Source organism: Enterococcus sp. AZ126, from assembly GCF_051714545.1.
Classification (GTDB): domain Bacteria; phylum Bacillota; class Bacilli; order Lactobacillales; family Enterococcaceae; genus Enterococcus_L.
Genome location: NZ_JBIOSB010000001.1, coordinates 2,755,668 through 2,781,331 on the forward strand (window position 1 = coordinate 2,755,668; position 25,664 = coordinate 2,781,331).

The 25,664-nt window shown below is 36.3% G+C and carries 20 protein-coding genes; 15 read left to right on the forward strand and 5 right to left on the reverse strand.

Annotated elements, in window-relative coordinates; genetic code table 11:
• Nucleotides 1–7: 7 nt before the first annotated feature.
• From IGI43_RS12985 to IGI43_RS13010, 6 genes are all read left to right on the forward strand, one after another.
• Nucleotides 8–526, forward strand: a complete 519-nt coding sequence (locus IGI43_RS12985) for an HdeD family acid-resistance protein (RefSeq protein ID WP_438758216.1) — start codon at nucleotides 8–10, stop codon at nucleotides 524–526.
• A gap of 95 nt (nucleotides 527–621) precedes the next feature.
• Entirely contained in the window at nucleotides 622–2,058 is a 1,437-nt protein-coding gene (locus IGI43_RS12990) for an amino acid permease (RefSeq protein ID WP_438758217.1), read from the forward strand.
• Between the two features lie 3 nt (nucleotides 2,059–2,061).
• Entirely contained in the window at nucleotides 2,062–4,485 is a 2,424-nt protein-coding gene (locus IGI43_RS12995; protein WP_438758218.1) for a YhgE/Pip family protein, read from the forward strand.
• Between the two features lie 144 nt (nucleotides 4,486–4,629).
• Nucleotides 4,630–5,619 (forward strand): choloylglycine hydrolase family protein, encoded by a 990-nt coding sequence (locus IGI43_RS13000; RefSeq protein WP_438758219.1) that lies wholly within the window; start codon nucleotides 4,630–4,632, stop codon nucleotides 5,617–5,619.
• A gap of 53 nt (nucleotides 5,620–5,672) precedes the next feature.
• A complete protein-coding gene (locus tag IGI43_RS13005; RefSeq protein ID WP_438758220.1) occupies nucleotides 5,673–7,055 on the forward strand; it encodes a glutamate decarboxylase in 1,383 nt (460 codons plus the stop codon).
• 216 nt (nucleotides 7,056–7,271) lie between these two features.
• A complete protein-coding gene (locus IGI43_RS13010; protein ID WP_438758221.1) occupies nucleotides 7,272–8,471 on the forward strand; it encodes a glucosaminidase domain-containing protein in 1,200 nt (399 codons plus the stop codon).
• 55 nt (nucleotides 8,472–8,526) lie between these two features.
• On the opposite strand, the gene IGI43_RS13015 is transcribed toward IGI43_RS13010, so the two are convergent.
• Both IGI43_RS13015 and IGI43_RS13020 read right to left on the reverse strand, forming a co-directional pair.
• Nucleotides 8,527–9,399 carry a sce7725 family protein gene (locus IGI43_RS13015; protein WP_438758222.1) on the reverse strand — a complete coding sequence of 291 codons (873 nt, stop codon included), beginning with the start codon at nucleotides 9,397–9,399 and terminating at the stop codon, nucleotides 8,527–8,529.
• Nucleotides 9,399–10,070 (reverse strand): hypothetical protein, encoded by a 672-nt coding sequence (locus IGI43_RS13020; RefSeq protein WP_438758223.1) that lies wholly within the window; start codon nucleotides 10,068–10,070, stop codon nucleotides 9,399–9,401. The genes IGI43_RS13015 and IGI43_RS13020 overlap by 1 nt, the downstream gene beginning before the upstream one ends.
• Before the next feature lie 256 nt (nucleotides 10,071–10,326).
• On the opposite strand from IGI43_RS13020, the gene IGI43_RS13025 reads away from it, so the two are divergent.
• Nucleotides 10,327–14,328: a bacterial Ig-like domain-containing protein gene (locus tag IGI43_RS13025; RefSeq protein WP_438758224.1), complete on the forward strand. Its 4,002-nt coding sequence runs from the start codon at nucleotides 10,327–10,329 to the stop codon at nucleotides 14,326–14,328.
• 288 nt (nucleotides 14,329–14,616) lie between these two features.
• Here IGI43_RS13025 and IGI43_RS13030 read toward each other — a convergent pair whose 3' ends face one another.
• Nucleotides 14,617–15,204 (reverse strand): DNA-binding protein, encoded by a 588-nt coding sequence (locus IGI43_RS13030; RefSeq protein WP_438758225.1) that lies wholly within the window; start codon nucleotides 15,202–15,204, stop codon nucleotides 14,617–14,619.
• Nucleotides 15,205–15,518: 314 nt separating this feature from the next.
• On the opposite strand from IGI43_RS13030, the gene IGI43_RS13035 reads away from it, so the two are divergent.
• Nucleotides 15,519–16,178, forward strand: coding sequence for a hypothetical protein (locus IGI43_RS13035; RefSeq protein ID WP_438758226.1), 660 nt, complete (start codon nucleotides 15,519–15,521; stop codon nucleotides 16,176–16,178).
• A 554-nt stretch (nucleotides 16,179–16,732) separates the two neighbouring features.
• Here IGI43_RS13035 and fabI read toward each other — a convergent pair.
• Nucleotides 16,733–17,485: an enoyl-ACP reductase FabI gene (gene fabI, locus IGI43_RS13040; RefSeq protein WP_438758227.1), complete on the reverse strand. Its 753-nt coding sequence runs from the start codon at nucleotides 17,483–17,485 to the stop codon at nucleotides 16,733–16,735.
• 303 nt (nucleotides 17,486–17,788) lie between these two features.
• On the opposite strand from fabI, the gene fabF reads away from it, so the two are divergent.
• The gene (gene fabF / locus IGI43_RS13045) at nucleotides 17,789–19,027 is read left to right on the forward strand and encodes a beta-ketoacyl-ACP synthase II (protein WP_438758228.1); all 1,239 of its coding nucleotides are present in this window, start codon (nucleotides 17,789–17,791) and stop codon (nucleotides 19,025–19,027) included.
• Between the two features lie 2 nt (nucleotides 19,028–19,029).
• On the forward strand, nucleotides 19,030–19,464 hold the full coding sequence (gene fabZ, locus IGI43_RS13050; protein WP_010762460.1) for a 3-hydroxyacyl-ACP dehydratase FabZ: 435 nt from the start codon (nucleotides 19,030–19,032) through the stop codon (nucleotides 19,462–19,464).
• A gap of 97 nt (nucleotides 19,465–19,561) precedes the next feature.
• Here fabZ and IGI43_RS13055 read toward each other — a convergent pair whose 3' ends face one another.
• Nucleotides 19,562–21,238 carry a PucR family transcriptional regulator gene (locus tag IGI43_RS13055; RefSeq protein WP_438758230.1) on the reverse strand — a complete coding sequence of 559 codons (1,677 nt, stop codon included), beginning with the start codon at nucleotides 21,236–21,238 and terminating at the stop codon, nucleotides 19,562–19,564.
• A 439-nt stretch (nucleotides 21,239–21,677) separates the two neighbouring features.
• Between IGI43_RS13055 and IGI43_RS13060 the strand changes: the two genes are divergently transcribed.
• From IGI43_RS13060 to IGI43_RS13080, 5 genes are all read left to right on the forward strand, one after another.
• A complete protein-coding gene (locus tag IGI43_RS13060; protein ID WP_438758231.1) occupies nucleotides 21,678–21,815 on the forward strand; it encodes a hypothetical protein in 138 nt (45 codons plus the stop codon).
• A gap of 22 nt (nucleotides 21,816–21,837) precedes the next feature.
• Entirely contained in the window at nucleotides 21,838–22,986 is a 1,149-nt protein-coding gene (locus IGI43_RS13065) for an ankyrin repeat domain-containing protein (RefSeq protein WP_438758232.1), read from the forward strand.
• 37 nt (nucleotides 22,987–23,023) lie between these two features.
• Nucleotides 23,024–23,494 (forward strand): nucleoside deaminase, encoded by a 471-nt coding sequence (locus IGI43_RS13070; protein ID WP_438758233.1) that lies wholly within the window; start codon nucleotides 23,024–23,026, stop codon nucleotides 23,492–23,494.
• Between the two features lie 272 nt (nucleotides 23,495–23,766).
• Nucleotides 23,767–24,330, forward strand: coding sequence for an elongation factor P (efp, locus tag IGI43_RS13075; RefSeq protein WP_069647519.1), 564 nt, complete (start codon nucleotides 23,767–23,769; stop codon nucleotides 24,328–24,330).
• 141 nt (nucleotides 24,331–24,471) lie between these two features.
• Nucleotides 24,472–25,635 carry a cation:proton antiporter gene (locus IGI43_RS13080; protein ID WP_438758234.1) on the forward strand — a complete coding sequence of 388 codons (1,164 nt, stop codon included), beginning with the start codon at nucleotides 24,472–24,474 and terminating at the stop codon, nucleotides 25,633–25,635.
• The last annotated feature ends 29 nt before the right edge of the window (nucleotides 25,636–25,664 follow it).

Genomic DNA, 25,664 nt, shown 5'->3' on the forward strand with positions numbered 1-25,664 from the left:
TAGAATTATGGTAAAAGAGAAAAAATTTAAGATTGGTTATTTTATTATAGGAGCATTGTTTATATGGGTTTCTATATTAGCTTTTCAAAATCCAACACAGGATTTAGCAGCATTAGTTATATTCTTTTCAATTATAGCAATCGTTAAAGGGGTAGTTGAATTAGTTGCACGAGATAAGATGAAAGAAATCGAAGGGATTCATTCTAATTGGATTCTTGTTATAGGAATCATTGATTTATTAGTTGGAATTTTCTTCTTATTACATTTAGCGTTAGGCATGGTTGTCTCACCATTTATTTTTGCAATCTGGTTCATTTGCGATTCAGTTGAAAGAGTTCTACACAAAGATGTGGCAAAACAAATTAGTAATGGCTATTACTATTTTTCACTTATCGTGAATATTTTAGGAATTATCATTGGGATTTTATTATTTTTAAATCCTGTAGTATCAGCTTTGACAATCGCATTTTTAGTAGGTTTTTATCTACTGTTAGCAGGAATTAATTATCTGATCGCTGCATTTTAAATAAGTCAAAAAATAACGATAGTTGAAACGGGAACACCAAATGATAAACATTGTTGTTTTGTCTTATAAAATCAAAAAACGAAGGGAATAAGAAAATGTCTGAAACAAAAAAGAAATTATCAAGGTTTAGCTTCTTCGCTATGACCGCTTCATTATTTATCACAGTTTATGAATATCCGACATTCGCAATGTCTGGTTTAACTTTAGTCTTCTTCTTATTAGTCTGCGGGCTATTCTGGTTCTTACCTGTAGCATTATGTTCGGCTGAAATGGCCACCATTAAAGGCTACCAAGAAGGAGGGATCTTCGGTTGGGTCGGTAAGACACTAGGAGAGAAATTCGGGTTTGCAGCAATCTTCTTCCAGTGGTTCCAAATCACCGTAGGATTTGTAACAATGATTTACTTTATCATCGGATCATTATCGTATGCAGTAGGTGTGCCGGCCTTAAACACAAATCCACTATTGAAATTTATCAGTGTGGTATTGATCTTTTGGATCGCAACACTTTTACAATTTAAAGGAACAGAAACAACGGCAAAAGTAGCTAAAGCAGGATTTGTCTTTGGAATCATCGTTCCTGTGGGTTTAATGTTGATTTTGACTATTAAATATACACTGATTGGTGGACATCCAGTTGCCCATTCTTTCACGGACAAAGGCTTTTTGCCAAAAGGCAAAGATTTCGCCGCATTGGCATCCTTCATGTTAGCGTATATGGGTGTTGAAGCATCAGCACCTCATATTACGGAATTAGAAAATCCTAAGAAAAATTATCCACTTGTGATGTTTATCTTGGTCATCGTCGGAATTGTTTTAAGTACAATCGGTGGAAGTGCTGTGTCAATGGTTATTCCAGCTGACAAATTATCGTTGAACTCAGGTGTAGTTCAAACGTTCCAAACCCTTATTTTAGCCGAAAATGGTCAACTAACATGGGTTGTAAAATTAGTTGCAATCTTAGTAGCATTTGGAGTATTGGCTCAAGTTTGTTCGTGGATCGTCGGACCAACAGAGGGGTTGCGCACAGTAGCTAAAAAAGGATTGATCCCTACACGATTTAAAAAAGTAAATGATAATAAAGTTCCAGTACCACTATTAATTTTACAAGGAATTGTGGTTACAGTTTGGGCAGCAGTCCTTACATTAGGCGGTGGCGGAAGTAATGTTTCTTTCCTAACAGCGATTTCCTTAACCGTAATTATTTACCTAAGTGCGTATGTTTTATTCTTTGTAGCATACTTTGTCTTGATTTTTAAACGGTCAAACCAAGATTTAGAACGGACATATCAAGTACCAGGTGGGAAAATCGGTAAAGCCTTGATCGGTGGTTCAGGATTACTTGTCTCACTTCTTGCGATTGGGTCTTCTATGATAGCACCAGGGGAGTTAAAAGGAGCCGAAATCCATACGTATTTAATTACTCTTGGTATTAGTTACATTGTTACATTGGCGATTCCATTTGTGTTCTATCACTTCTATAGTCGTCATCAATCAGAAAAGAAAGACACACCACAAAAAAGGAGCACTTAAAATATGAAAATGATCAAACAAGAATTCATTAATATTTTCAAAAATAAAATGTTGTTAGTATCGGTGATCGCCATTACGTTTATCCCCATTCTCTATGCCGGATTTTTCTCAAAATCAGTATGGGATCCTTATGGACGAGCGAAAGATTTACCAGTCGCCGTTGTCAATGAAGACAAACCAGTCGAGATGATGGGCCAAAAAGTCAATGTTGGAGATCAAGTGGTAAAACAGCTGAAAGGCAACCATGATTTAAAATGGGAGTTTGTTTCAGCAGAAGATGCGAAAAAAGGAATGGAAGATTTACATTATTACATGATCGTGACCATTCCAAAAGATTTTTCAAAAGACGCTACGACTCTTTTAGATAAAAATCCGAAAAAAATGGATATCACGTATACAACTAATGGTTCTCTTAACTATATTGGCGAAGAAATTTCTCAAATAGGTGCGACTACTTTAGAGTCTCAGGTAAGAGATAGTGTGACAGAATCTTATGTAACTGCCTTAAATGAGGTAGGAAAAGAAGCAGCCAAAGGTATGGAACAAGCCTCAGATGGCGCCAGTCAGTTAGCGAGTGGTACGACACAATTACAAGATGGTTTGGCTCAATATACTGGTGGTGTATCACAAGTATTAGATGGTTCGACTCAATTAGCGGATGGAACCAATGAGTTAGCGGGCAATATCGCACCATTGACATCAGGTGTTTCAGAGTTAGATGCGGGTGCTTCAGAATTAAGTTCGGCACTTGGAACAGTCAACGGAAAAGTCCAACCTTTAACAGGCAAAATCGCAGCACTAAATGCTGGGTTAAACGAATTATCTAGAGGAAGCAAAGAATTAGAACAAGCTTTACAAAGTGTTGAAAACACGCTGGATCCAACGGCAAAAGAAACGATTCAAAATAACTTGAATCAAGCTAAAGCTGATTTAGATAAAGTATTATCAGATGCCCAATTAATGGCAAACACTTCAGTTGAATCTGCTCAAGTCTCAACTGAACTACAACAAATTGGCGCACAATTAAACGAATTAAATAATAAAATATCTATTGATTCAACTGCGTTACAAAATCAAATTTCAGACAGTATTCGTCGTCAAGAAGGAATTGAAGAAGCAACAAAAATGCAATTGATCGCAGACATTAGTGGACAAATCGCTGCTTTTGAAACGGAACAAAATGCAAAAATCCACTCTGAAACAGCTGCACTTACTCAAAATATTGACCATGCTACAGCGTCAGCAGAGAATTTAGCTGTTCAGGCCAAAGCCTTAAGCGAATTAGCAGCAGGTATTTCAGCCAATACAAACAATCTAAAAAATGGCTTAAATGAAATTGAATCTGGTACAAACGGACTCTTAGGATTAGCCGATTTACCACCACTTTCAGGTCATGCCTCTACACTAGTAAGAGACTTAGATCAAGCTTCACAAGATTTAACCATGCTAAATGGAGAAATCCCAGTAGCATTATCTGGTGTGAATCAATTAGCAACAGGAAGCAATCAATTATCAGCTGGTTTAGACCAAATGTATGGTCAGATGCCGACACTAGCATCTGGTGTTTCGCAATTAAATAGTGGTGCGGGTCAATTAAATTCAGGATTAGTTGAATTAAATGCCAACTCTCCACAATTACTAAGTGGTGTAGATCAATTAGAAGATGGCTCTGGTCAGCTAGCTAGTGCCCTTGGAGAAGCGGCAGCGATGGCAGGCAAAGCTAACTTAGGTGAAAAGAATATCGAAATGTTCGCAGCGCCAACAGATTTAAAACTAAAAGAATACAGCCATGTCTCAAACTATGGTGAAGCATTGACACCGTATATTATGTCTCTTGCATTATTTGTCGGCTGTCTAGTCTTTAACTTCGTATTCCCAATCCGAAAAGTAGCGATGGCAGGTCAATCTGCTCGCGATTGGTGGTTGAGTAAAGTAGCAATTGGGTTTATCGTTTCTTCAGGAATGGCGGTCATCGAAGCGACACTAATGTTAGCTATTGGCTTACACGTTGATAATATCGGTCAGTTCTATCTCTTAGCCTTGATTAGTGCGTGGTCCTACATGTTCATTGTTATGTTCTTCGCAATGGCTTTTGATAATCCAGGTCGATTTGTTGCAATGGTCTTACTCGTATTACAACTAGGCGGAGCAGGTGGAACCTTCCCAATGCCATTAACCAATGGATTCTTTAATGCAATCCATCCGTACCTTCCAATGTCGTATTCTATTTATGGCTTCCGTGAAGCTATTTCAGGCGGAATAGGGGCACCAATGTTTAATAAGAGCGTTACGATTTTAAGTATTCTCTTCGTTGTCTTTGTTTTATTACTAGGAATCGCGATGAACAAGCTTCAAAAGAAACACTTGGCAGGACACTCTCAATTAGATAATAATCAAGAATTACTAGCAGTAGAGAATCAATCATAATAGATCAAGCTGATCGTCTATCGACAAAAATGAAGTGAACAATTTTTGTCGATAGAACGGACAGAATGAAAAAAAAACAAAGCTAAAAATGCAGTAGAATAAGAATTGTAAAGAAAACTAATTATAAGAAAAGGACGTGGCATTATGTGCACAAGTATTTTTACAGAAACAAAAGATGGCAAACACTTATTATCAAGAACGATGGATTTCTCCTTTCCGTTAGATCCAAGTCCTATCTATATGCCAAGAAACTATACATGGACAGCTGAGGCTGAGGACGTAACACATAAAAATAGTTATGGATTTGTAGGAGCAGGACGTTTACTAGGCTCAGCCTACTTCGTTGCAGATGGGGTCAATGAGACTGGCTTATCTATCGCAGAATTATATCTACCAGGAGAAGTACATTATCCGACTGAAGCAAAAGAAAACAAAATGAATTTAGCTCCACATGAATTGATTTTATGGATATTAGGAAATTGTGCATCAATCAAAGAAGTAGAAGAGCAACTAAAAGAAATCAACTTAGTGGCGCTTAAAGCCCCTATGTTAAACATTGTTACACCGCTTCATTGGATCATTACTGATGAATCTGGTCGTTGTGTGATTATTGAACCGACAGAAGCAGAATTGCACATCAAAGAAAATCCAGTAGGTGTCATGACGAATACTCCTTGTTTTGAATGGCATGTAGAAAATTTAAGAAACTATTTACACGTTCAACCAAAACAATTTGCACCAGCAACTTTTGGAACCTACACAGCCCTTCCTTTCTCACAAGGAACAGGTACGTTAGGATTACCAGGAGGTTATACACCACCTGAACGTTTTGTTCGTGCAGCCTTTTTCAAAGAACATATCGCACAAGCAGAAGATGAAACGAGCGGTGTTACAAATGCTTACCATATTCTTGCAACTGTTCGAATTCCAAAAGGAATCGTTGTGACAGCAGAAGATACAGAAGATTACTCTCAATATGTTGGCACAATGTGTAACGAAACACGTACGTACTATTTCAATAGTTATGATAACAGCCAAATCAGTAAAGTTACTATAACAGACGATTTACTACAAGTAGATAAACCAGTTACCTTTTTAGCGGATAAAAAAGAAACAATCAAATCACTTAATTAATCAGACAAATAGAAGACAAAATAAAATAAGAATTCAAATGGAGGAACTCAATAATGACAAATCAAACAGATTTTACAACCCCAATTTTTGGAACAGAAGCATCAAGTGAAGACGTTGTAATGAGTCGACTAAGAAAAGAATCTGTAGAACCAGAAGTAGCTTACCGTTTAATCAAAGATCAATTAATTGATGAAGGAAACGCTCGTCAAAACTTAGCAACATTCTGTCAAACGTATATGGATCCAGAAGTAACCCAATTAATGTCAGAAACAATGGAAAAAAATGCCATCGATAAATCAGAATACCCACAAACAGCGGAACTAGAAACAGGCTGTGTCAACATTTTAGCAGACTTGTGGAATGCGCCAAACAGCGAGCGAATCATGGGAACCTCCACAGTAGGATCAAGTGAAGCGTGTATGTTAGGCGGTATGGCGATGAAATTTAGATGGCGTAACCAAGCAATCAAACGTGGTCTAGATTTAAATGCCCAAAAGCCAAATCTAATCATTTCTTCAGGATATCAAGTATGTTGGGAAAAATTCTGCGTGTATTGGGATATCGAAATGCGTGAAGTCCCAATGGATAATGGCAAATTAAGCATGAATATCGATAAAGTAATGGATTATGTGGATGATTATACGATTGGTGTGGTAGGAATTTTAGGGATCACTTACACTGGTAAATTTGATGATATCAAAGCATTGGATGAATTAGCAGAAGCATACAATCAAACACATGAACATGAATTAGTTATCCATATTGATGGTGCTAGTGGTGCAATGTTTGTACCGTTTGTAGATCCGGAATTAGCATGGGACTTCCGTTTAAAAAATGTGGTTTCAATCAATACATCTGGTCATAAATATGGATTAGTATACCCAGGAGTAGGGTGGATCATCTGGAGAGACAAAGAATACTTACCAGAAGAATTAGTCTTTGATGTAAGCTATTTAGGTGGACATATGCCAACAATGGCAATCAACTTCTCTAGAAGTGCTAGCCAAATCATCGGTCAATATTACAACTTTTATCGTTATGGTTTTGATGGCTACAAAGAAATTCAAGAACGCACGAAAGCCGGTGCTGTATGTATCGCAAAAGCTGTAGAAGAAACAGGGCTGTTTGATATCTATAATGATGGGGCGAATCTGCCGATCGTCTGTTATGCACTGAAAGAAGACGCTGATGTAGAATGGACACTTTACGATCTAGCCGATCGTTTGCTGATGAGAGGTTGGCAAGTACCTGCTTATCCATTACCAGACGATTTAGATAATCAAGTAATTCAACGTTTTGTCTGTCGTGCAGATTTAGGACAAAATATGGCAACAGCATTGATCAGAGATTTCCAACAATGTATTGAAGAATTGAATAATGCACGTATCTTATGTCATGAAAAACAAGAAGCACATGTGCACGGATTTACTCATTAATAGAAAATAATACGATAAAAAGTTTCAGTAAATAGCAAGTCAAAAATGAGAGTATCAGAGACAAACTAAAATTGTCGTGGAACATAATAAATCGGTTCCTTAAAGTAGTGACGAATCGATTGTAAGTTATGTATTCACGGCAATTTTAGCGCACACTCTCACCGTTTATAAAAAATGAATGTGTTCGTTAATTAAAAAAATTGGAGTGAAAAATCATTGAAAAAAATATCTAAATTAATTGTAGCTACTCTTTTAGCTACCCAGTTAGTATTGGCTTTACCAGTAAATGCATTTGCAAATGAATCAATTGAGGAAACAGAGCAAGGCGATGGAGCAAAAAAAGAGCGCATCGAGACGAAACAAGAACTAGCTAACGTAACAGACGTTGAAAACAGTAATGAGGATCAAGAAATAGTTTCAGAACCATCTATTGATCAAGAGAGCAATAATTTAGAACAAGAATACATAATCGAAGAATTTTTAGAGGCACCAATAGTCCATGAACAAGCAATTATTCTTATAGATAAAAATGAAGCAACACAAGAGTTTATTTCAAAAAATGGAGAACAGGCTAGAAAGGTAGCCGAAGAAAATGACTTGTATGCTTCTGTTATGCTAGCACAAGCGATTTTAGAATCTGATTCAGGGAAAAGCGAACTCAGTAGCGCTCCTTTCTTTAATTTGTTTGGAATCAAAGGAAGTTACGATGGACAAAGCGTTTCTTTTTACACGAATGAAGATAATGGTTCGGGAGAGCTTTATCAAACACAAGAAGCGTTCAGACAATACCCGAGTTACAAAGAATCATTTGAAGATTATGCAGCTTTGTTAAAAGGCAAAGAAATGGCATTTAGCCAATTTTATAGTGGGACATGGAAAAGTAACACAATAAGTTATCAAGAAGCGACTCAAGCTCTTACAGGGACATATGCAACAGATACTCTATATGATCAGAAACTAAATGCGCTGATTGCCACATATGATCTTACTCAGTATGATCAAGAAGGGAAACCGACTTTTTATGCAGGTGGGGAGTTTGAACCCTATAATAATATCAATTATGATATTGGAAATAGTTACGCTTCAGGAAATTGCACTCAATATGTGTACAATCGAATTACTCAATTAGGCGGTACTATTGGTCTAACGATGGGAAATGGTATGGATTGGGCAAGTACAGGTATTGCACAAGGATATGAAGTAGCCAATGTACCAAAAGCTGGAACGGCCGTTTCTTTCCAACCAGGCGTTGCAGGAGCTGATGGTACCTATGGACATGTTGCGTTTGTAGAACAGGTAAAAGAAGATGGCTCAATTGAAATTTCAGAAATGAACGTACTAGGAGCAGGAATTGTATCTTTAAGAACAATAGACAGTGTGACAGCTAGTCAGTTGAATTACATCACACCTAAATAAGAAAATCTGTTTAAAAACCAAGAAAAAAGAGCGTCAGAAAGCCATCATACAGCTTTTAGACCTCTTTTTTTTGCTCGCTTAAATAACGAGACATTAATTCCATATGATGCATTACAGCCGCTTTTCTCATGACCCCCATGCCAGGAAATTTATCTGTTGAAACGGCTGTAAGCAGCAAATCAATCCCTAATGTCACGTTACTGCCGCATAATTTATTTTTCCACATACGCACCTCATCCATGAGTTCAAAAAATTTCTCTTTTTGAGAAGGAGCCTCTTCACTTGAAAGAAAATGATGGATTCGTAATTCTTTGTTCTCAAAATAAACAAGATGCAACGCTAAAATTTTTGAAGGATAACTATGTTCGTAGTAGATACGGCTATCAATAGAAAAATCACTGAATCCGACAAACCCACTCTTTTGAAACGTCAAATGAGTATCAGAAAAAAATTCATCTGAACATTCTTGATAAAAACTCGTCTTAGGTAATCGGGTAAAAACATCTTGAGAAAGAATCTTATCGCCCTTGATTTTTTGCAGCAAACGAAATTCTTTTGGGATTAAAACCTTCGTATGATTCTCTTGCCAATCGCTTTGTAAGGCAGGAGTTGCGTTACTTATAACAAATAGTTGAGGTTGTTCACTCAACGTTTCGATGGGCTGTTCTACGATCATTGCTTTTTCTAAGGATAACGAATTTAGGTGAAGTAATCCATCTTTAGTCAAAAAATCACCTGTTTGAGGATTTTGAATAAGGTAAAAAGGCTGATTTGTTCTTTGAAATAGGGCTATAAATTTTTTCAACGTATTCGAATTTTTGACTGGTTCAATGATCGGCAGAATATCCGTAGATAAGCAGCTTCTTTCTACTAAAGCTGTTAAAGCAAGTAAGTCAAATTGTTTGCCACGAAAATAAGGATAATACATTATTTCTCCTCCAAGAGACGCTGTTCCAATTCAAAATAAGCCAAACGTGTTGCGTCTAATTCATTTTTTAAAGCTTCGACTGCTTGATCACAAATGTCTTCAGCGAAGCGATCATAAAAATTCACACCACCACCAAACAAGTCATAATCAGGCTGTCTTTTTTTCAATTCCTTGTAGAGCTGATCCGTTGAAAAGACTCTTAAGCCGCGTGCTGTTTGCTTAGCTTTACCAACTTCACGAGCTTGAGCTGTAATCAAACGAAAAAGAAGTTCCTGTTCCTTAACTAAAAGCTCTTGTCTTTGCGGTTTTTTTTCTATGCGAAAATAGCCTGGCAGCCTTTGATCTTCTGTAGAAAGATATTGATGATAAACCATAACCCCAACATGACTTGGGATTTCTTCCTTTACTTTTTCAAAAAGAGCAACTGGCAAGACAAAATAATTATAGTTTCCGATAAAGGAAAGTTTGGCTTTTGACCGAAAATCTGCCCTACTAACCTTCAATTCATAGCATCGCCATTCAAATTGTTTCTCTAAAGTCAAACGGCAACTCAACGTATCAACGATACCTTGTTCATCTGGCATAGTTACTTCTTCTACTACAATATCTCCATTTTCTCGACAATAATAATAAAGAACATCTTCCATTTGGGTCGTTAATGAGGTTTTCATGTCTATCTCCTTTATTCTTTTAGTACATTATAGAACTTACGTTCGATTAAATAAAGCTTTTTTGCTTTAATTATGGAATAATAAGCATAAAAAGTTATTCGTCAATAGGTTCGATTTAGTTAGGGATAGATCTAATTATTTATAAGAAATACAGTGAATATTTTTATATTTTTCGAAAGAATTTAAAAAAGTGATAAAAAAATCAAAAAAATAGTATATTATATATCTATATATAAAAAATAAAAGGAGTTTGTTCATGAAAAAAAAGAAATTACATATACTTATGCTGGCGGTATTACTAACACAAAGTTTTGGTTCACCTCTAAGTGCATTTGCATTAACCACCGATAATATAAAAGAAGACAGTGAATCAGCAGACGTAAATCCTGAACCTGGTCTAAGAAATGATACAATAGAAAGTCAAAATACACTGACAAGTGAAGCGACCAATACAACAGAAAATAGTCCATTAACAGGAGCAACAGAGAATACGACTGTTGAAAGTACAGAACAATCTACTACGGAAAATACGCCAATTCCTGCAGCAAGAAACATAGATACAAATGTAAACATTGAAGATGAACTTTTAGAAAGTATGACGCTTACCAATATGGATGGTGGTGAGTTTAGTCAGAGTACGCCAACTCGGCTATTGAATACAACACCAGTTACTGCAAAATTGAACTTTGTGGTAACAGACAAAAATTATGCACCAGGTTCAGTCTATACAATGACGTTACCTGATCATTTAGGCTATTCAGATGTCAGCGGTGAAGTTGCAAATGTTGGTGCACATTGGGCAGTCGATGCCAAAAATAAAAAACTGACAATCACCTTTAGTCAGCGAATCACCGAAACGCAATTTAAATTAGATTTAATAAGTTATGTATTCACAAATTCAGACCCACTAATAACGATTGAAACACCTGGTCAAAAAACGAATCGGTATGATTTTGACTTGTACGAAGAAGTCGCGCCTATCAAATATGAAGAAACAACGAATAAATATGGGCTAAAAGGGATTATTTATTATAACTTGGATAGAACATTATCTGGCAGTCAGACTGTAGAAGTAATTATGTCAGATTCACCTGGATCAAAATTTTATAATACGTCTCAAGAACCAATCAATGTTTTTTCATATGATGTAGATATCAATGGCAATGTGGTTGAAGAGTCAAAGCAATTATTGGAAAAAGAGAAGGACTACACGCTGGATGAAGATAACGCATATCGTGGGGCGGTAACAATTACGAATATGAATCAACAAAAAGCTTACGCTTTATCAGCTGATCGTGCTTTAGCCTTAGAGAATGTTTCAGCTTATTCTTACAGTTTTTACAATCAATATCCTACGACTAAGTTAGGATCAGTTACTTTAAATCGTACTACAGCACCATATAGTGGGCTTGAATTCACTGCAAAAACAAGCAAAGATCAAAAATCATTAAAAGAAGTTTCTTTAGGAACGATCCAAAATGCAAGTTTTCAAGAAAAAGGGAACTATTATGTCTATATTTATAACCTCCCTACACAAACAAAAGTAGGAGAACAAATCGTTTTAGAAAGTAAAAATGGACAAAAAATCGAGGACTATCAACTTTTAGCTTCGGATATTGACTACAACTCAGTTCCAATCACTGATTTTTTTGATGTGAAAATAGAAGACAACAAGTTGATCTTAACAGCAACTAAAGATAGTGTGTTAAGAATTAGAGTCGAGAAGCTGGCTATTGCTTTTGACCAAAAAGATATTAATATTGTCGTTAGTACGCCAATTATTGATAACAAAAAAGAAATAATGCTAATATCGGATCAATTCCTTCAGCCAATATCTATCATTAACCCGAATAATGTGGAGACAGCTTGGGGGAACTATGATAGAAACGGTGCCTATTCCGGCGATACGACGATAGCGATAGAAGGAAACGACAAAAATCCAGTAAAGAACGCGACAATTAAAATTGAACACCCAAACTACTTACAATTAAGAACACCAAAAGGAGAATATGACTATTACAAACTAGACAAAGATTACACGATAAAGGCAGTTGAAGGAGGATCTCTTATTGAATTTACAACACCGGTCACTCGTTCATTCAATCTAGATTTAGGGTTTAATTATATACCAGATAGTTTAGAAAAAAGTAAGAGCATCCCGATTGATACATTACCAGTAACGTTGAGTGCAGATGATTATGAAGCAGTGGAAACAACTGTTAGAACAGGTAGAAAGATGTATTCAGAACGAACGTTACAAGGGAGTAAAAATCAATTTTTAGTTAATGCAAGAAATGATTCTTTTGATTCCTTGAGTGTTACAACTAAAATTCCAGCTGGTGCAGATGTAGTGTTCGATATTTATGATGTGTCCAATGACCAAGTAGAGTCAATTTATCCACAATATTGGGATCGTGGTTACTACTTTGATAAGCCATTAGATTCAACCAATCCAGCCTATCCTACTGTTACTTTTAACGAAACAGAAAATAGTTATACATTCGATTTTGGTAAAACGTCAAAACGCTATATTATTGAATACAAATACGCTAATGGTTGGATTGACACTAAGACGATCAATGTGACCGGAAGTACTGCAGAACCATTATCTGGCAATCAATCGATAGCAACATCAGTCTCTGTGAAAAATGAAAGTACTGAGATACTGTCTGCAAGTCAAACAAGTCATGAATCCTTAAAAAACGTAACAAAAAATGAAGTGAAGACAAAAAATATCAACAATGGGACACGCAAAGTCAAAAACCCAAAATTTGATATTTCAGCCAAAGGAACAACGAATGCAGGAATCGATTTAAATTCAATCGTGGTGACCGATGTTCCACAAGATGCCTATACAATCAAACAAACAGCAATAGGTGCTCAGATTATTTTTGACGATTATACGTTGACTCAAAATATCACGATTACCTACAATACAATTTCTAAGAATGCCGGACAAATTTCTACAGAAACAGTGATCAGTGGGGATAATTTAGAACAAATGACAGAAACCCGCAGAACGGCTGCAACAGAACAACTTGTTTTAAGATTTTCTGAGGGCGATGCTGAAGGTATTGTTTATTTATCAAAAGCGCAATTTCATACGTATAATGAAAATGATCAAGCGGTAAATATCCCAAATGTCTCATTTCAACTAATCGATAATGTGACCAATAATCAGACGACGTTTACAACAGATGAGAAGGGAAATTATAATTATGAAGCCATCATGTCTGGAGAATACACGCTAAAAGCGGTGGAAATCCCAGAAAATTACACGATTGCCGAGGAATATACCGAAGGGAAAATCATCAACCTAACCAAAGAGGCCAATCAAATTGAGATTCCTCTTGTAGAAACGAAAGTTGATAAAACAGATATTAGCGCAAAAGATTCAACTATTTATGTTGGCACGCCTTGGAATCCAGAAGATAACTTTACTGGAGCGACTGATACCGAAGGCAACCAAGTTCCATTTGATAAAATAACTTTTGAAGGAAAGGTGGACACAACAACAGTTGGAGAATACGAAATTATCTATCATAATCAAGAGAAAGAAGCGAAAGCCACAATTTCGGTCGTTGACGATCAAGAAACATTGGTAGTCAAAGATTCTACATTGTACGTGGGAGACACGTGGCAAAAAGAAGACAACTTTGTCTCAGCAACAGACGACAAAGGTAAAAATCTGCTAATACAAACTATCCGTGTACAAGGAACTGTTGATACAACAAAACCTGGTGTTTACGATGTTATTTATGACTCGGGAAAACTAGAAAAAACAGCTAAAATCACTGTAAAAGCGGATCAATCAACCTTAGTCGTTAAAGATTCCACTATTTATGTGGGGGATGATTGGAAGAGCGCAGATAATTTTGTCTCAGCAACAGATCGCGACGGCAAAACAATCTCTTTTGAAGAAGTAAAAATAAACGGTACGGTAAAAACCAAAGAAAAAGGCAAAAATGAAGTAACATATACGATTCAGACAACAGATAAAACGCAATCAAGCAAAATAAAAAAAGCGGTACAAGCTGAAAAACAACTGACCGCTGTAGCAAACATTACAGTACTTGAAAAAAATGTATCTAAACCAAATGAAACAGCTAAGAATCAAACGCACACGACAAAACCAACAAAACCCAAAAATTACCCTAAGACCGGTGAAAAAGCCAATCATTATATTCCTTTGATGGGACTTTTAGTCCTATCGATTACAATGATCGGTGTGATTCGATTAAAAAGAAGAGCAGAATAACTAGATAATACAAAAAATTGGCCTAGAACAGAAGTGAAAATAGCTTTTGTTCAGGCCTTTTTTCAATTATACGATCAGATACGGATTTGATCCTCTCTGATTAACTGTCTAAAACAATCTCCTCAGCACGAGTGTTGATCTGGTTAGTGCCACCTAGCGCAAACAACGGGCATGATTTTGGTCATGAGATCATAATGATCAATAAAAATTGGATAGAGTATCGAATGTTCAATGGATGAAAGAGCTTGGAGAAATTTTCTCTCAGCCTTTTTTTGTACGCATAGATTCTTACTGAATAATAAACGAAGTGATTTCAGAAATGAGAGCATCCTTTTGATTGCTTTTAAATCGTATAAAAGCTGAAAAATAGCAGGTATTCCCAGTTTTAGTTGTAATTGTCCCATGCGTTGCCCCTTCTTTTCCATGGGTTAAAATAGAATGGATTTCAAGACGGTCGATGGCTATTTTTTTTTCGAGAATCAGAGTGATAAATGAATGTTTACCAATTATTTTTTTTTTGTTTGGAATGAAGAAACGAAAGGAGTCAGCCAACATCGAGTCCAGTAAAGGCTGATTGCCAGAAATGGCTGCGATTAGATAGTCTCGAATTAGTCTTCGCTTTGGCGCATTATCACAGTCAAGAGAACAAAGGACTGTGAAGTCGCATTTTGGGACGGAAGCCTCATTCGATGAAGGCTGAAAGAATAAATTTTGCTCAGCTAAATGTTGTTCTAAAATAGCTATTGCTTTAGGTCCCATACCATGTAAGTTTAATAGAGTAACTTTATCGAACAAGCTGACTTGTTCAAGACTTGTAATGCCAATGGAATGAAGTGCATTAGTAGCAGGCTTGCCGATATTAGGTAAGTTGGTCATAATTATCTCCTTCTAGTGTCTATTCTTTGTTCACATTATAATCTAGTCACACGTGATTGAAAATAAAAAACAGCCCAAATGCTTTTTTAAAAGAAGCTCATTATCTCAAAAATAATCTATTTCTATTTACGTCGGATGAACAGACAAAATCTGAGAAAAAATCAAAGAAAAAACGCGTAAAATATAACTTGTCAAAGAGAAGAAAGTAAACAAAAGATTTTTATTTTCTTCTTTCAAAAATAGTTTAATCCAAACAAGTCAAACAGGAAAATTGTTTAGAGTAAACTTACAAAAAATTAGAAGAGGTGTAGTTTATGAAAAAGAGTAAAGTAGCAGGATTAGTAGTAGCTTCAGCGGCCGTTTTATTGAGTCTTGGCGCATGTTCTGAACAAAAAGGAGAAATTATAGATGAACAATTAGTCAATTCATCAGAAACAGCAGATGGTTCGATCCAAGAGGATACCTATTCATTGAGTGAAGACGGTGATTTTAAGGACATCGAGATTGGCAATAAAAATGCATTAGTTATCGATAAAGCTAAATATGATACAGATTGGTCAGATACTAGTTGGCCAGGTGTTACATTATCAATAGATGAAGCGAAAGTTGTTCAAGTTGAAAAATATAAAGATGATCAAGAGCACGAATACAAAGGCTTATTAGCATTAGAGTTTAAACTTAAAAATGATAAAGATAATAAAGACCTTCATATTCATCCAGGACAAGCAACCTTAGTTTTAGAAAATGGTGAAGAAATAAAAGGAGAACATTTCGACGATTATTGGGATGATTTTTTTGCCAAAGATGAGCAAAAGGACGGACATGTTTTCTTCAAGTTTAAAGAGATTGATAAAATAAATGAAATCAAAGAAATCCATTTAACTTTCGATGGAACTTATGGTGAAAAAGATAAGGATCTTGGAACAGTAGATCATCTCTATGATGCGAAATTACCACTAGAGCTAAAAAAATAAAGAGCATATTATCCTTGTTAAAGGTGATTGAATGAATCGATCGTCTTTAGCAAGGTTTTTTTGAATAGATTACCTGAATTAAAGAGCGAACCATAGAAATGAAGGAAAATGATGAAATTGTTTCGATCGATCAAATTGGAAAGTTTAAACACGCTGTAAATAGGACTGTAGAACGACCAATAGCTACATTTCCTCTATATGAGATCATAGAGATAAACCTACAATTTGGTATCATAAAAAGTTCAGTACAATACTAATCAACGTAGACGAAGTGTTTAAAAAGTGTTAGATCTAGAAAATGAGGAAGAGTCAGTTGAGACTATTCGTAATCAAGCCGAAGATATTCCTTTATTTTTTATGGGAAAATAAGATAGTAAAAGTAGAGCGAGATTGATTGTTCACACTCTTTTTTTCTAAAAATATCTCTTGATCTATAAAACTATGTAATGTATCAGGAAGTGTAATATGGATTCACCTTTAATAAACGGTGGAAGCAGAAGCAATCCTTCTTTATTTTTTTTGATTGCTTCTGTTCCAGCCGGTTCATTGTTTAATTACGTTAAATGAACGCCTTTATCCACATAGATAATATCGCCCACAATCCCAGCAGCTAATTCACTAACTAAAAATGCACAAGTATTGCCGACTTCTTCGATCGTAACACCCGCTTTATCAGGAGTGCGGTCTTCTGAAATTTTGATCAACTGATCGTAATCTTTTACACCTGTTACAGCTAATGTTTTGATCGCACCAGCTGAAATTCCATTTACACGAATTTTATCTACTGCAAATTCATATGCTAGATATTTTACGGCTGTCTCTAAAGAGGCTTTGGCGATTCCCATCATGTTGTAGTTTGGAATTGCTCTTTCAGAACCTAAATAGGTCATCGTAACAATTCCTGAACCTGGATTCAACAATGGTTTAGCATGTTGTGCAACGGCTAAAAGTGAGTAACTGCTAATGTCTTGAGCTAATAAGAACCCAGAGCGGCTGATATCACTGACATTTCCGTCTAGTTCTTCTTTTTTAGCAAAGGCAATAGCATGCACTAATCCATCGATTTTATCGAATTTTTCTTGGATCGTTTGGAAAGCTTGAGCGATTGATTCGTCAGAAGCAACATCACATTCCACCAATAAATCTGTTGGTTCAGCTAATTTTAATAATTGTTTTTTCATTCGTTCATTTTGATAGGTGTAAATAATATCAGCACCTTGTTCTTTTAAAGCTTTGGCACATCCCCAAGCAATACTTCTTTTGTTGGCTACGCCCATCACGACGACTTTTTTATTTTTTAGAAACATATGATTTTTTTCCCCTTTTATAATTATTTTTAGTGTGTGAAAAAGGTCTCGCATCTTAATAAAATCTAACGAGTTGATTTTATTTGAGTTGACGGATAAAATTGCAACTGGTATTATCTGTTTGAGAATAATAAAAAATTCTTGAATGGATAAACGACACATTTACAGACATTTTATCGGATGTCTGAATTATTAACCAAAATACTTTGAAAGTCAAACTATTTTACTTAAATTTAAACAAAAAAGTGTTGGTTAAGCATGTTTTTTTTGATTTGATAGTCAAAATAATAGCGGAGGTGCAAGATGAGACGAGTTGTAATAACAGGAATGGGAGCGGTGACTCCTTTAGGAAATACGGTAAAAGAGTATTGGCAAAATCTAGTCAATGGAAAATTAGGAATTGCAAAAATCACTAAGTTTGATTCTGAAGATACAGGAGTTGCACTTGCAGGGGAAGTAAAAGACTTTGACCCAAGTGAAGTTCTTGATCGCAAAGAGCAAAAACGGATGGATCTCTTTTCTCAATATGGTGTCGTTGCGGCAATGGAAGCCTGGAAGATGAGTGGTTTAGTGCCAGAAACGATTGATCCAAAGCGCTTTGGTGTAATCGTTGGGAGCGGTATTGGCGGTATGACAACCTTACAAGATCAAGTCAGAGTCATGGATAAAAAAGGTGCCAAACGCGTAACACCATTCTTTGTACCAATGGTGATCGCTAATATGGCATCAGGAAATATCTCCATCAAATTAGGGGCAAAAGGACCTTCTCAAACGATCGTTACAGCGTGCGCGTCAGCAACGAATGCAATCGGTGAAGCATTCCGTACGATCAAATATGACTTGGCTGATATGATGATTACAGGTGGAACAGAAGCGACGATTTGTGAAATCGGAATTGCTGGATTTGCTGCGTTGAGTGCATTGAATACAACAGAAGATCCAACAAGAGCATCGATTCCTTTCGATAAAGAAAGACATGGTTTTGTGATGGGCGAAGGTGCGGGCATGCTGATGCTAGAAGAGCTTGAACATGCACAAAAACGTGGTGCAACGATTCTAGGTGAGATCGTAGGTTATGGTAGTAATTGTGATGCTAGTCATATGACAGCGCCATTAAAAGATGGTAGCGGTGCAGCAGATGCCATCGAATTAGCTTTAACAGAAGCTAAAATCAAGGCGACGGATATCGGTTATGTCAATGCTCACGGCACCTCAACACCAGCAAATGATGCAGCTGAAACGGCTGCCTTGAAACGAGTATTTGGTGAACGTGCATATGATATTCCAATTTCAAGTACGAAAAGCATGACAGGGCACCTTTTAGGAGCAGCTGGAGGAATCGAAGCAATTGCTTGTGTGAAGACCTTGCAAGAAGGTGTTGTACATCCAACAGTAGGCTATGAAGTAGCAGATCCAGAATGTGATTTAGATTACGTAACAGATGGTTCACGCCCCGTAAAAGCAGAATATGCAATCAGCAATTCGTTTGGCTTTGGCGGTCATAATGGCGTTATTTGTATGAAAAAATGGGAGGAAAATTAACAATGACAAGACTAATGAATGCAACAGAAATTATGGAAATGATTCCAAACCGTTACCCGATTTGTTTTATCGACTACGTGGATGAAATCATCACGGATAAAAAAATCATTGCAACAAAAAATGTAACGATCAATGAAGAGTTTTTCCAAGGTCACTTCCCTGGAAATCCAACGATGCCAGGTGTATTGATCATTGAAGCATTGGCGCAAGTTGGCTCGATTTTGATTTTGAAAATGGATCAATTCAAAGGTGAAACAGCCTATATCGGTGGAATCAACAAAGCAAAATTCCGTCAAAAAGTGGTTCCTGGTGATGTGCTAAAATTACATTTTGAAATCGTCAAAATCAGAGATTATGTTGGAATCGGAAAAGCAACTGCTTTTGTTGAAGATAAAAAAGTTTGCGAATGTGAATTAACTTTTATTGTAGGTAGATAATCAAATAAACAAAAAAAATGCTGATACAGAAGTATTTATCAGCATTTAGGGGGTGAAACAAAAGTGAATGTTGCTTTTGTTCCACTCCTGTTTTGTTTTAATGATGCAAATCGTATAATTTCAACGCTAATTGTAATGCAAATGTATTTTTTTCCTGTTCTAAATCAACTGGTATAAGCCCTTTGATTTTTTCAATTCGATAAAGTAAGGTATTTCGATGAATAAATAGGGCTCTGGAAGTTGTCGCAATATTTAAATGATGAGCTAAATAAGCTTTTAATGTTGATGTAAAACTTGTTTTATTTTCATGATCATAGGTTAATAACGTGTTCAAATAATGAGTGTAGAATTTTTTTCCTTGCTCTCTTGAAATTGAATCGATCAAAAAAGAATCAAAGTAAAAATCATTAAAAAAATAAATTTTTTCTTTTTTTTCGTCATCCTCAAGCAGTTGGATGACTTTTTTTGCTTCTTCAAAACTTTGAGATAATGCAAGTATTGGTAAAGTCGAACCAATAGTACAGAAAATTTCTCGTTCTGATTGTCCTTGCTGCTCTAAATATATTCGGATTCGCTCGGCAGTATCAAATAGTTCATTGTGTGTTTTTGATTTACTCAATGTTGGATCAGTTCCAAGGAGCATAACCAACTGATTCTTTCGGCTAAACAAATGAAGATGTGGGAATCGTAAGGCTGTATAAGTTGTCAATGATGATAACAAACTTTTCATTTGGCGATCTTCTACTTGTTTTTTTTGCATCAATGAATCAGTTTCATGACCGAACGTCTGAACCGATAGAATCAAAACAGTATAGTGTAACGTTGGATCGATCGCTGTATCATAGGCAGCCAAAGTATCTAAATCTTTGATTTGACCCGATAATAATTGGTCAAAAAAGTCACGACGAATTCGATTTTCTGTTCGCTCAATTTCAAACTGTCTCATTTCTTCCAAGGCAAATGCCATCGAGCCATTTTCTAAAGCCACATAATCAAGATCTATCAATGGGCGCTCTACTTGATAAACTAAAATAAAACCATAATGAATCGTATCGAAAAAAACCGGCATGATCACGCAAGGGTATTCTTGCTCCTCGAAAAAAAGCGCTCGAGTAATCGGTTTTTGAATTCGTTCAAAATTTTTCGGTAAGTCTGTAATAGTTTCGATTGGAAAAGTAAAAAGGTCTCCCTCTTTTTTGATAGTTGCTTGAATCAAGGGCTGCTCTTTGTCGCTGACAGCATTCACTGACCATTGTGTATCAAGTAAAACAACAGGATTATTGACCATTTCAGCCAAACTAGAAGCAATTTTTTTCATTCCACCACCATGTAAAGAAATGTCAAAAAATTGTGAATGAATAGCTAAAGAAACTTGATTCAGCTTATCCATTCGACCAGAAAGCTCGGCCATGACACTATTCATGATTTTTGAAAATGCCATCCCATACGGAATTTCTATAAGCGGCAAATTTAATTCATCGGCTAATAGACGCATAGAATCTGGGATACCTTTTAAATAGATATGTGGTTTGATACATATTGCTGAACAATTAATTTCTTTAAAACGTTGAATAAAGCGCCTTTGAACTTTAGAATTTTCACTAAAAAAATACCCGGAAGTAATGAGTAGTTCTCCTGCTGACAACCAGTCAGAGGCATCCGGATTATCTAAAATATTCACACCTGTGATTGTATTTTCAAGTCCTTTTTCTCCTGCGACTAACTTAAACGTTTTGAAAGGTGCAAGTTGTAAAAAGTTTTTGACCGTTAACATGCTACACCGTCTTTCTAATTCATAATTTTCGTTACCTTAACTATAGGGCAATTGGTTAAAGTGTACAACTGAAAAAGAAAATATTCAGCTACTCTATCTGTAGATGAAAAAGTTTTTTTAATGTAAATTGAATAGTGTAAAGAAGAAAATAGACTAAGGAAGTGAGCACGATAGGTACGCATCGATCCCTTTCAGGGGCTCAATCTTTCTTAAATAAGATTCACAACAAACAACAGAAAAAAGACGTTCACAGTATTTTTAAACGAACCATAAATGTACTTTGAGATACTGGAAGCTTGTATATGTTAGCTGCAGAAGAATTGGATAATGCGTCCAATACATTGAGCGTGATACTATTCTCAAATTGAATTTTCGAGGGAACAAGCGTATAGAGTTGCTTGCTGGTTCGCTACGGCTGCTGGAATGAGACAGAATTTGAATGGATATCAGCAGAATCGAAGGAAATCCGAATAGCACGATCCAAACATTAAATTTTATGGGTATTCAATCAGGATTCACACCTCCGCCATTGGAAGCTTTTGAAAAAAATATCATTGGCTTTAGCGAACAACGATAGAAAATAGAAATGAGGAACAACCATGGACACAGATACAGTAAAAACAGATCGACCATTGCTTAGCGCGGTAAAACTAGGTCAGACAGAACAAGTTTCCAGATTATTAAACGAAGGGTATGACATTGCTTTGACTGATGAAAAAGGACGATCACCATTAATGATCGCGGTACAACAGAATGATTTTGTACTTGTCAAAAAATTGTTAGCTTTTGGTGCAGATGTAAACCAACGTGATGAGACACAACTCACACCGTTCATTTGCGCAGCTGCTAACGGATTTGACGAGATCGTAAGTGATATCCTCCAATCAGAGCGAGCAGATTTAGCTTCAGACAATCGTTTTGGCGGTACAGCGTTGCTTCCATCTAGTGAAAAAGGCTATCTAAGAACGGTTCAATTATGTTTAGATGCAGGCGTACCAGTTAATCATGTTAATCGTTTAAGTTGGTCAGCGTTATTAGAGGCAGTTATTCTAGGTGACGGTGGTTTCTTATATAAAGATGTGATTCGTGAATTGGTTCAACATCAGGCAGATGTCACTCAACTAGATGATACTGGTAAGAATGCTCTTGATTATGCGAGAGAAACGGCTAATGAAGAATTGCTCGCTATTTTGAAGAAAAAAGAAATTGAAACGTCGGTTTTTCACGAGGTGCGAACGTACTTAAGAAACAATGAATTGTTACAAGCGTTAAATATACTGGAAGTACAAGACCAAACCGACTTAGAAGTTTTGTATTATCTAGGCTATACCTATCAACGCTTAAAAGACTATCCAACAGCGATTGCTTGTTATGAAAAAGCTTGGCGACATGATACGCAATTTGCTTTTTATGTGGGAAACAGCTATCGAATGGCAGGTGAGACTGATAAAGCACTGCAAACCTATGATCAAGCCATCAAAACAGATAAAAGCTTCTTTTATCGTTACCATAAATCTAATTTTTTAAGAGAGTTAGGCCGTCATGAAGAAGCAGTCAAAATGATGGATGACTTGTTGGATGACTATCCTGAACGAGTTGATTTCTACTTTCACAAAGCAAACAGTTTACGCAGTTTAAATCGACATCAAGAAGCTGTTGAAGCTATGGAACGAGCGATTCAACTCAACCCAGAAAATCCATTATTTTCAGAACACCGTGCCCAATCACTTCAATTAGTAAAAAACTAAGGAAATATATCGGAGATAAAGACAAAGGAGAAAAGCCATGAACTATATGAAATTAGCGGCGGAAGCGACAGTTGCCGCAATGGAAAATAAATTTGGGGGACCATTTGGCGCAACAGTCGTTAGAAATAGAGAAGTAATCGTTTCAGTCGGTAATACGATGATGCGAGATACTGATCCGTCAGCACATGCAGAAATGGTTGCAGTGCGTGAAGCTTGTAAAAAGTTAAACACAATGGATTTGTCCGATTGCGAAATTTATGCAACATGTGAGCCTTGTCCGATGTGTGTTGGTGTGATTTTATGGTCAGGAATCAAAACGGTCTATTATTCCAATACTAAAGAAGATGCTGCAAAACATGGTTTTTCAGATATGCATTTACGAAATTATCTAGACGGTACCGATCAATCACCATTAGCAATGATTCATACAGGAGGATGTCTTGAGTGTGATTCATTATGGCAAACGTTCAATGAAATCAATTCGAGTGACATAAGAAGCGATATGTAGTTTGTCTTGGTGACTCTGTTTAGCCAAATTTCATGTGATCGAAATAGGACTCAATGAGTTATTGGCCAATCATTTTTTTACGAAAATGAGATAGTTCAAGGTTTTACTGCAAAAAAATGAATCCAAATAACGTATTCTCTAGAATATCGCTTAGTAATCTGCTACAATGGTTGAGAAGAATTTTTTTAAGAAGAATCTCTAACACAGAGGGACTACACTAACGTTTCGATCAAGTTTTTCGGTCGAACCTTAAAGAAAGAGGAGAAAACAACATGATAGCAGTAAGTGATCTTAAAGCAGGTATGACTTTTGAACAAGACGGCAAATTAATCCGTGTAATGGATGCAAGCCACCATAAACCTGGTAAAGGAAATACCGTTATGCGTATGAAATTGAAAGATGTGCGTACAGGTGCCACAACAGATACGACGATGCGCCCAGACGATAAAGTAAAGAAAGCTTTTATCGAAAGCAAACCTGTTCAATATTTATACAGCCAAGATGATACAGCCAATTTCATGGATTTAGAAACCTATGAACAATATGAAATCCCAACTTCTGTGATCGAATATGAATTAAAATATCTACTAGAAAATATGGAAGTAAAAATCCAATTCTACGGATCAGAAGTGATCGGTGTAACATTGCCAACAACAGTTGTTTTAAAAGTAAAAGAAACACAACCATCTATCAAAGGAGCGACTGTTTCAGGTTCTGGCAAACCAGCAATCATGGAAACAGGGTTAGTAGTTAATGTTCCTGATTTCATCGAAGCGGATGAATTATTAGAAATCAATACACAAGAAGGTACGTATTTAAAACGTGCATCTAAATAATCAAGAAATAGCTGACAGGTGAGAAATTGATCTGTCAGTTTTTTTATTCTGTTGCTCGTGTACTAGACCCTGTGAAATTACTAAACTCAATTCGCATGGTACAATAAGTTATCTATTGTATAAGTAGAAAGGGAGAGAAATATGGATTTTTTATTAACATTGTGTCTAGTCTTATTATTTACAAAACTTGCTGGGCATTTTTGTAATCGAGTGGGAATTCCTTCTGTTATTGGGGAATTATTAGTTGGTATTTTGATTGGGCCAGCATTACTAGGTTGGATTAAACCAGATGATTTTATGCATTACTTTTCAGAAATAGGTGTTATTATTTTAATGTTTATTGCAGGGTTGGAAAGTGATTTGGACTTATTGAAAAAATATTGGCGGCCAGCCTTATCAGTCGCGCTTTTAGGAATTGTTTTTCCGGCAGCAATGGGGTTTGGTGTAGGAGAAATATTTCAATTTTCCATGCAGAATTCGCTTTTTTTAGGCGTTCTTTTTAGTGCTACATCTGTTAGTATTTCGGTTCAAGTGCTGAAAGATTTGAAAAAAATAGACAGTGAAGAAGGTGCAACCATCCTTGGTGCGGCCGTTGTTGATGATATCGTTGTCGTGTTGATCTTAGGAATTATGTTAAGTTTGATGAATCGTTCTACACCAGGTGAAGGTCTACCAATGTGGGAAGTTTTACTCTTGAAAGTCTTCTTCTTTGTCGCAATTTTTGCAGCCAGCAAGTGGCTAGTTCCTTGGCTTTTAAATATGAGTAAAAAATTGATTGCAATCGAAGCTGTTTCTGCGATTTCCTTAGTTATTTGTTTAGGTTTTGCTTATTTTGCAGAGATGCTGGATATGGGGGCGATCATCGGCGCATTTTTTGCAGGTGTGGCAATTGCTCAAACGGATTATCGTAAACGCGTAGACGAGAAGTTAGAGACGATTGGCTATACAGTATTTATTCCGATGTTTTTTGTTTCTATTGGGCTGAATATGACCTTTGTTGGTATGTCAAAGCATTTTCTTTTTATTGTCGTTTTAACAGTTGTTGCAGTGTTATCGAAATTATTAGGTGGCGCTTTAGGTGCCCGTGTAACTGGATTCAAAGGGGTTTCTACTATGATTATTGGATCCGGAATGGTTTCCAGAGGTGAAATGGCATTGATCATTGCCCAAGTAGGATTGACCTCAAGTTTTCTTTCTGAAGAGTATTATTCTTCTGTGATCATTGTGATTATTGCGACGACGATTATTGCACCATTATTGTTAAAAGCCACGATCATGAAACAAGAAAAACAACTTGACTATTAGAATAAAAAAATTTCCACCAAAGTACGTTT

Bases quoted from the DNA above. Each gene is read 5' to 3' on its own strand.
- fabI (WP_438758227.1), bottom strand. From the start codon at position 17,485: ATGTTTCTAAAAAATAAAAAAGTCGTCGTGATGGGCGTAGCCAACAAA.
- IGI43_RS13030 (WP_438758225.1), bottom strand. From the start codon at position 15,204: ATGACCAACTTACCTAATATCGGCAAGCCTGCTACTAATGCACTTCAT.
- IGI43_RS13015 (WP_438758222.1), bottom strand. From the start codon at position 9,399: ATGTATTATCCTTATTTTCGTGGCAAACAATTTGACTTACTTGCTTTA.
- fabZ (WP_010762460.1), top strand. From the start codon at position 19,030: ATGACAAGACTAATGAATGCAACAGAAATTATGGAAATGATTCCAAAC.
- IGI43_RS13000 (WP_438758219.1), top strand. From the start codon at position 4,630: ATGTGCACAAGTATTTTTACAGAAACAAAAGATGGCAAACACTTATTA.
- IGI43_RS12990 (WP_438758217.1), top strand. From the start codon at position 622: ATGTCTGAAACAAAAAAGAAATTATCAAGGTTTAGCTTCTTCGCTATG.
- IGI43_RS13080 (WP_438758234.1), top strand. From the start codon at position 24,472: ATGGATTTTTTATTAACATTGTGTCTAGTCTTATTATTTACAAAACTT.
- IGI43_RS13060 (WP_438758231.1), top strand. From the start codon at position 21,678: ATGGATATCAGCAGAATCGAAGGAAATCCGAATAGCACGATCCAAACA.
- IGI43_RS13070 (WP_438758233.1), top strand. From the start codon at position 23,024: ATGAACTATATGAAATTAGCGGCGGAAGCGACAGTTGCCGCAATGGAA.
- efp (WP_069647519.1), top strand. From the start codon at position 23,767: ATGATAGCAGTAAGTGATCTTAAAGCAGGTATGACTTTTGAACAAGAC.
- IGI43_RS13055 (WP_438758230.1), bottom strand. From the start codon at position 21,238: ATGTTAACGGTCAAAAACTTTTTACAACTTGCACCTTTCAAAACGTTT.
- IGI43_RS13065 (WP_438758232.1), top strand. From the start codon at position 21,838: ATGGACACAGATACAGTAAAAACAGATCGACCATTGCTTAGCGCGGTA.
- IGI43_RS13005 (WP_438758220.1), top strand. From the start codon at position 5,673: ATGACAAATCAAACAGATTTTACAACCCCAATTTTTGGAACAGAAGCA.
- IGI43_RS12985 (WP_438758216.1), top strand. From the start codon at position 8: ATGGTAAAAGAGAAAAAATTTAAGATTGGTTATTTTATTATAGGAGCA.
- IGI43_RS13020 (WP_438758223.1), bottom strand. From the start codon at position 10,070: ATGAAAACCTCATTAACGACCCAAATGGAAGATGTTCTTTATTATTAT.
- fabF (WP_438758228.1), top strand. From the start codon at position 17,789: ATGAGACGAGTTGTAATAACAGGAATGGGAGCGGTGACTCCTTTAGGA.
- IGI43_RS13035 (WP_438758226.1), top strand. From the start codon at position 15,519: ATGAAAAAGAGTAAAGTAGCAGGATTAGTAGTAGCTTCAGCGGCCGTT.
- IGI43_RS13025 (WP_438758224.1), top strand. From the start codon at position 10,327: ATGAAAAAAAAGAAATTACATATACTTATGCTGGCGGTATTACTAACA.
- IGI43_RS12995 (WP_438758218.1), top strand. From the start codon at position 2,062: ATGAAAATGATCAAACAAGAATTCATTAATATTTTCAAAAATAAAATG.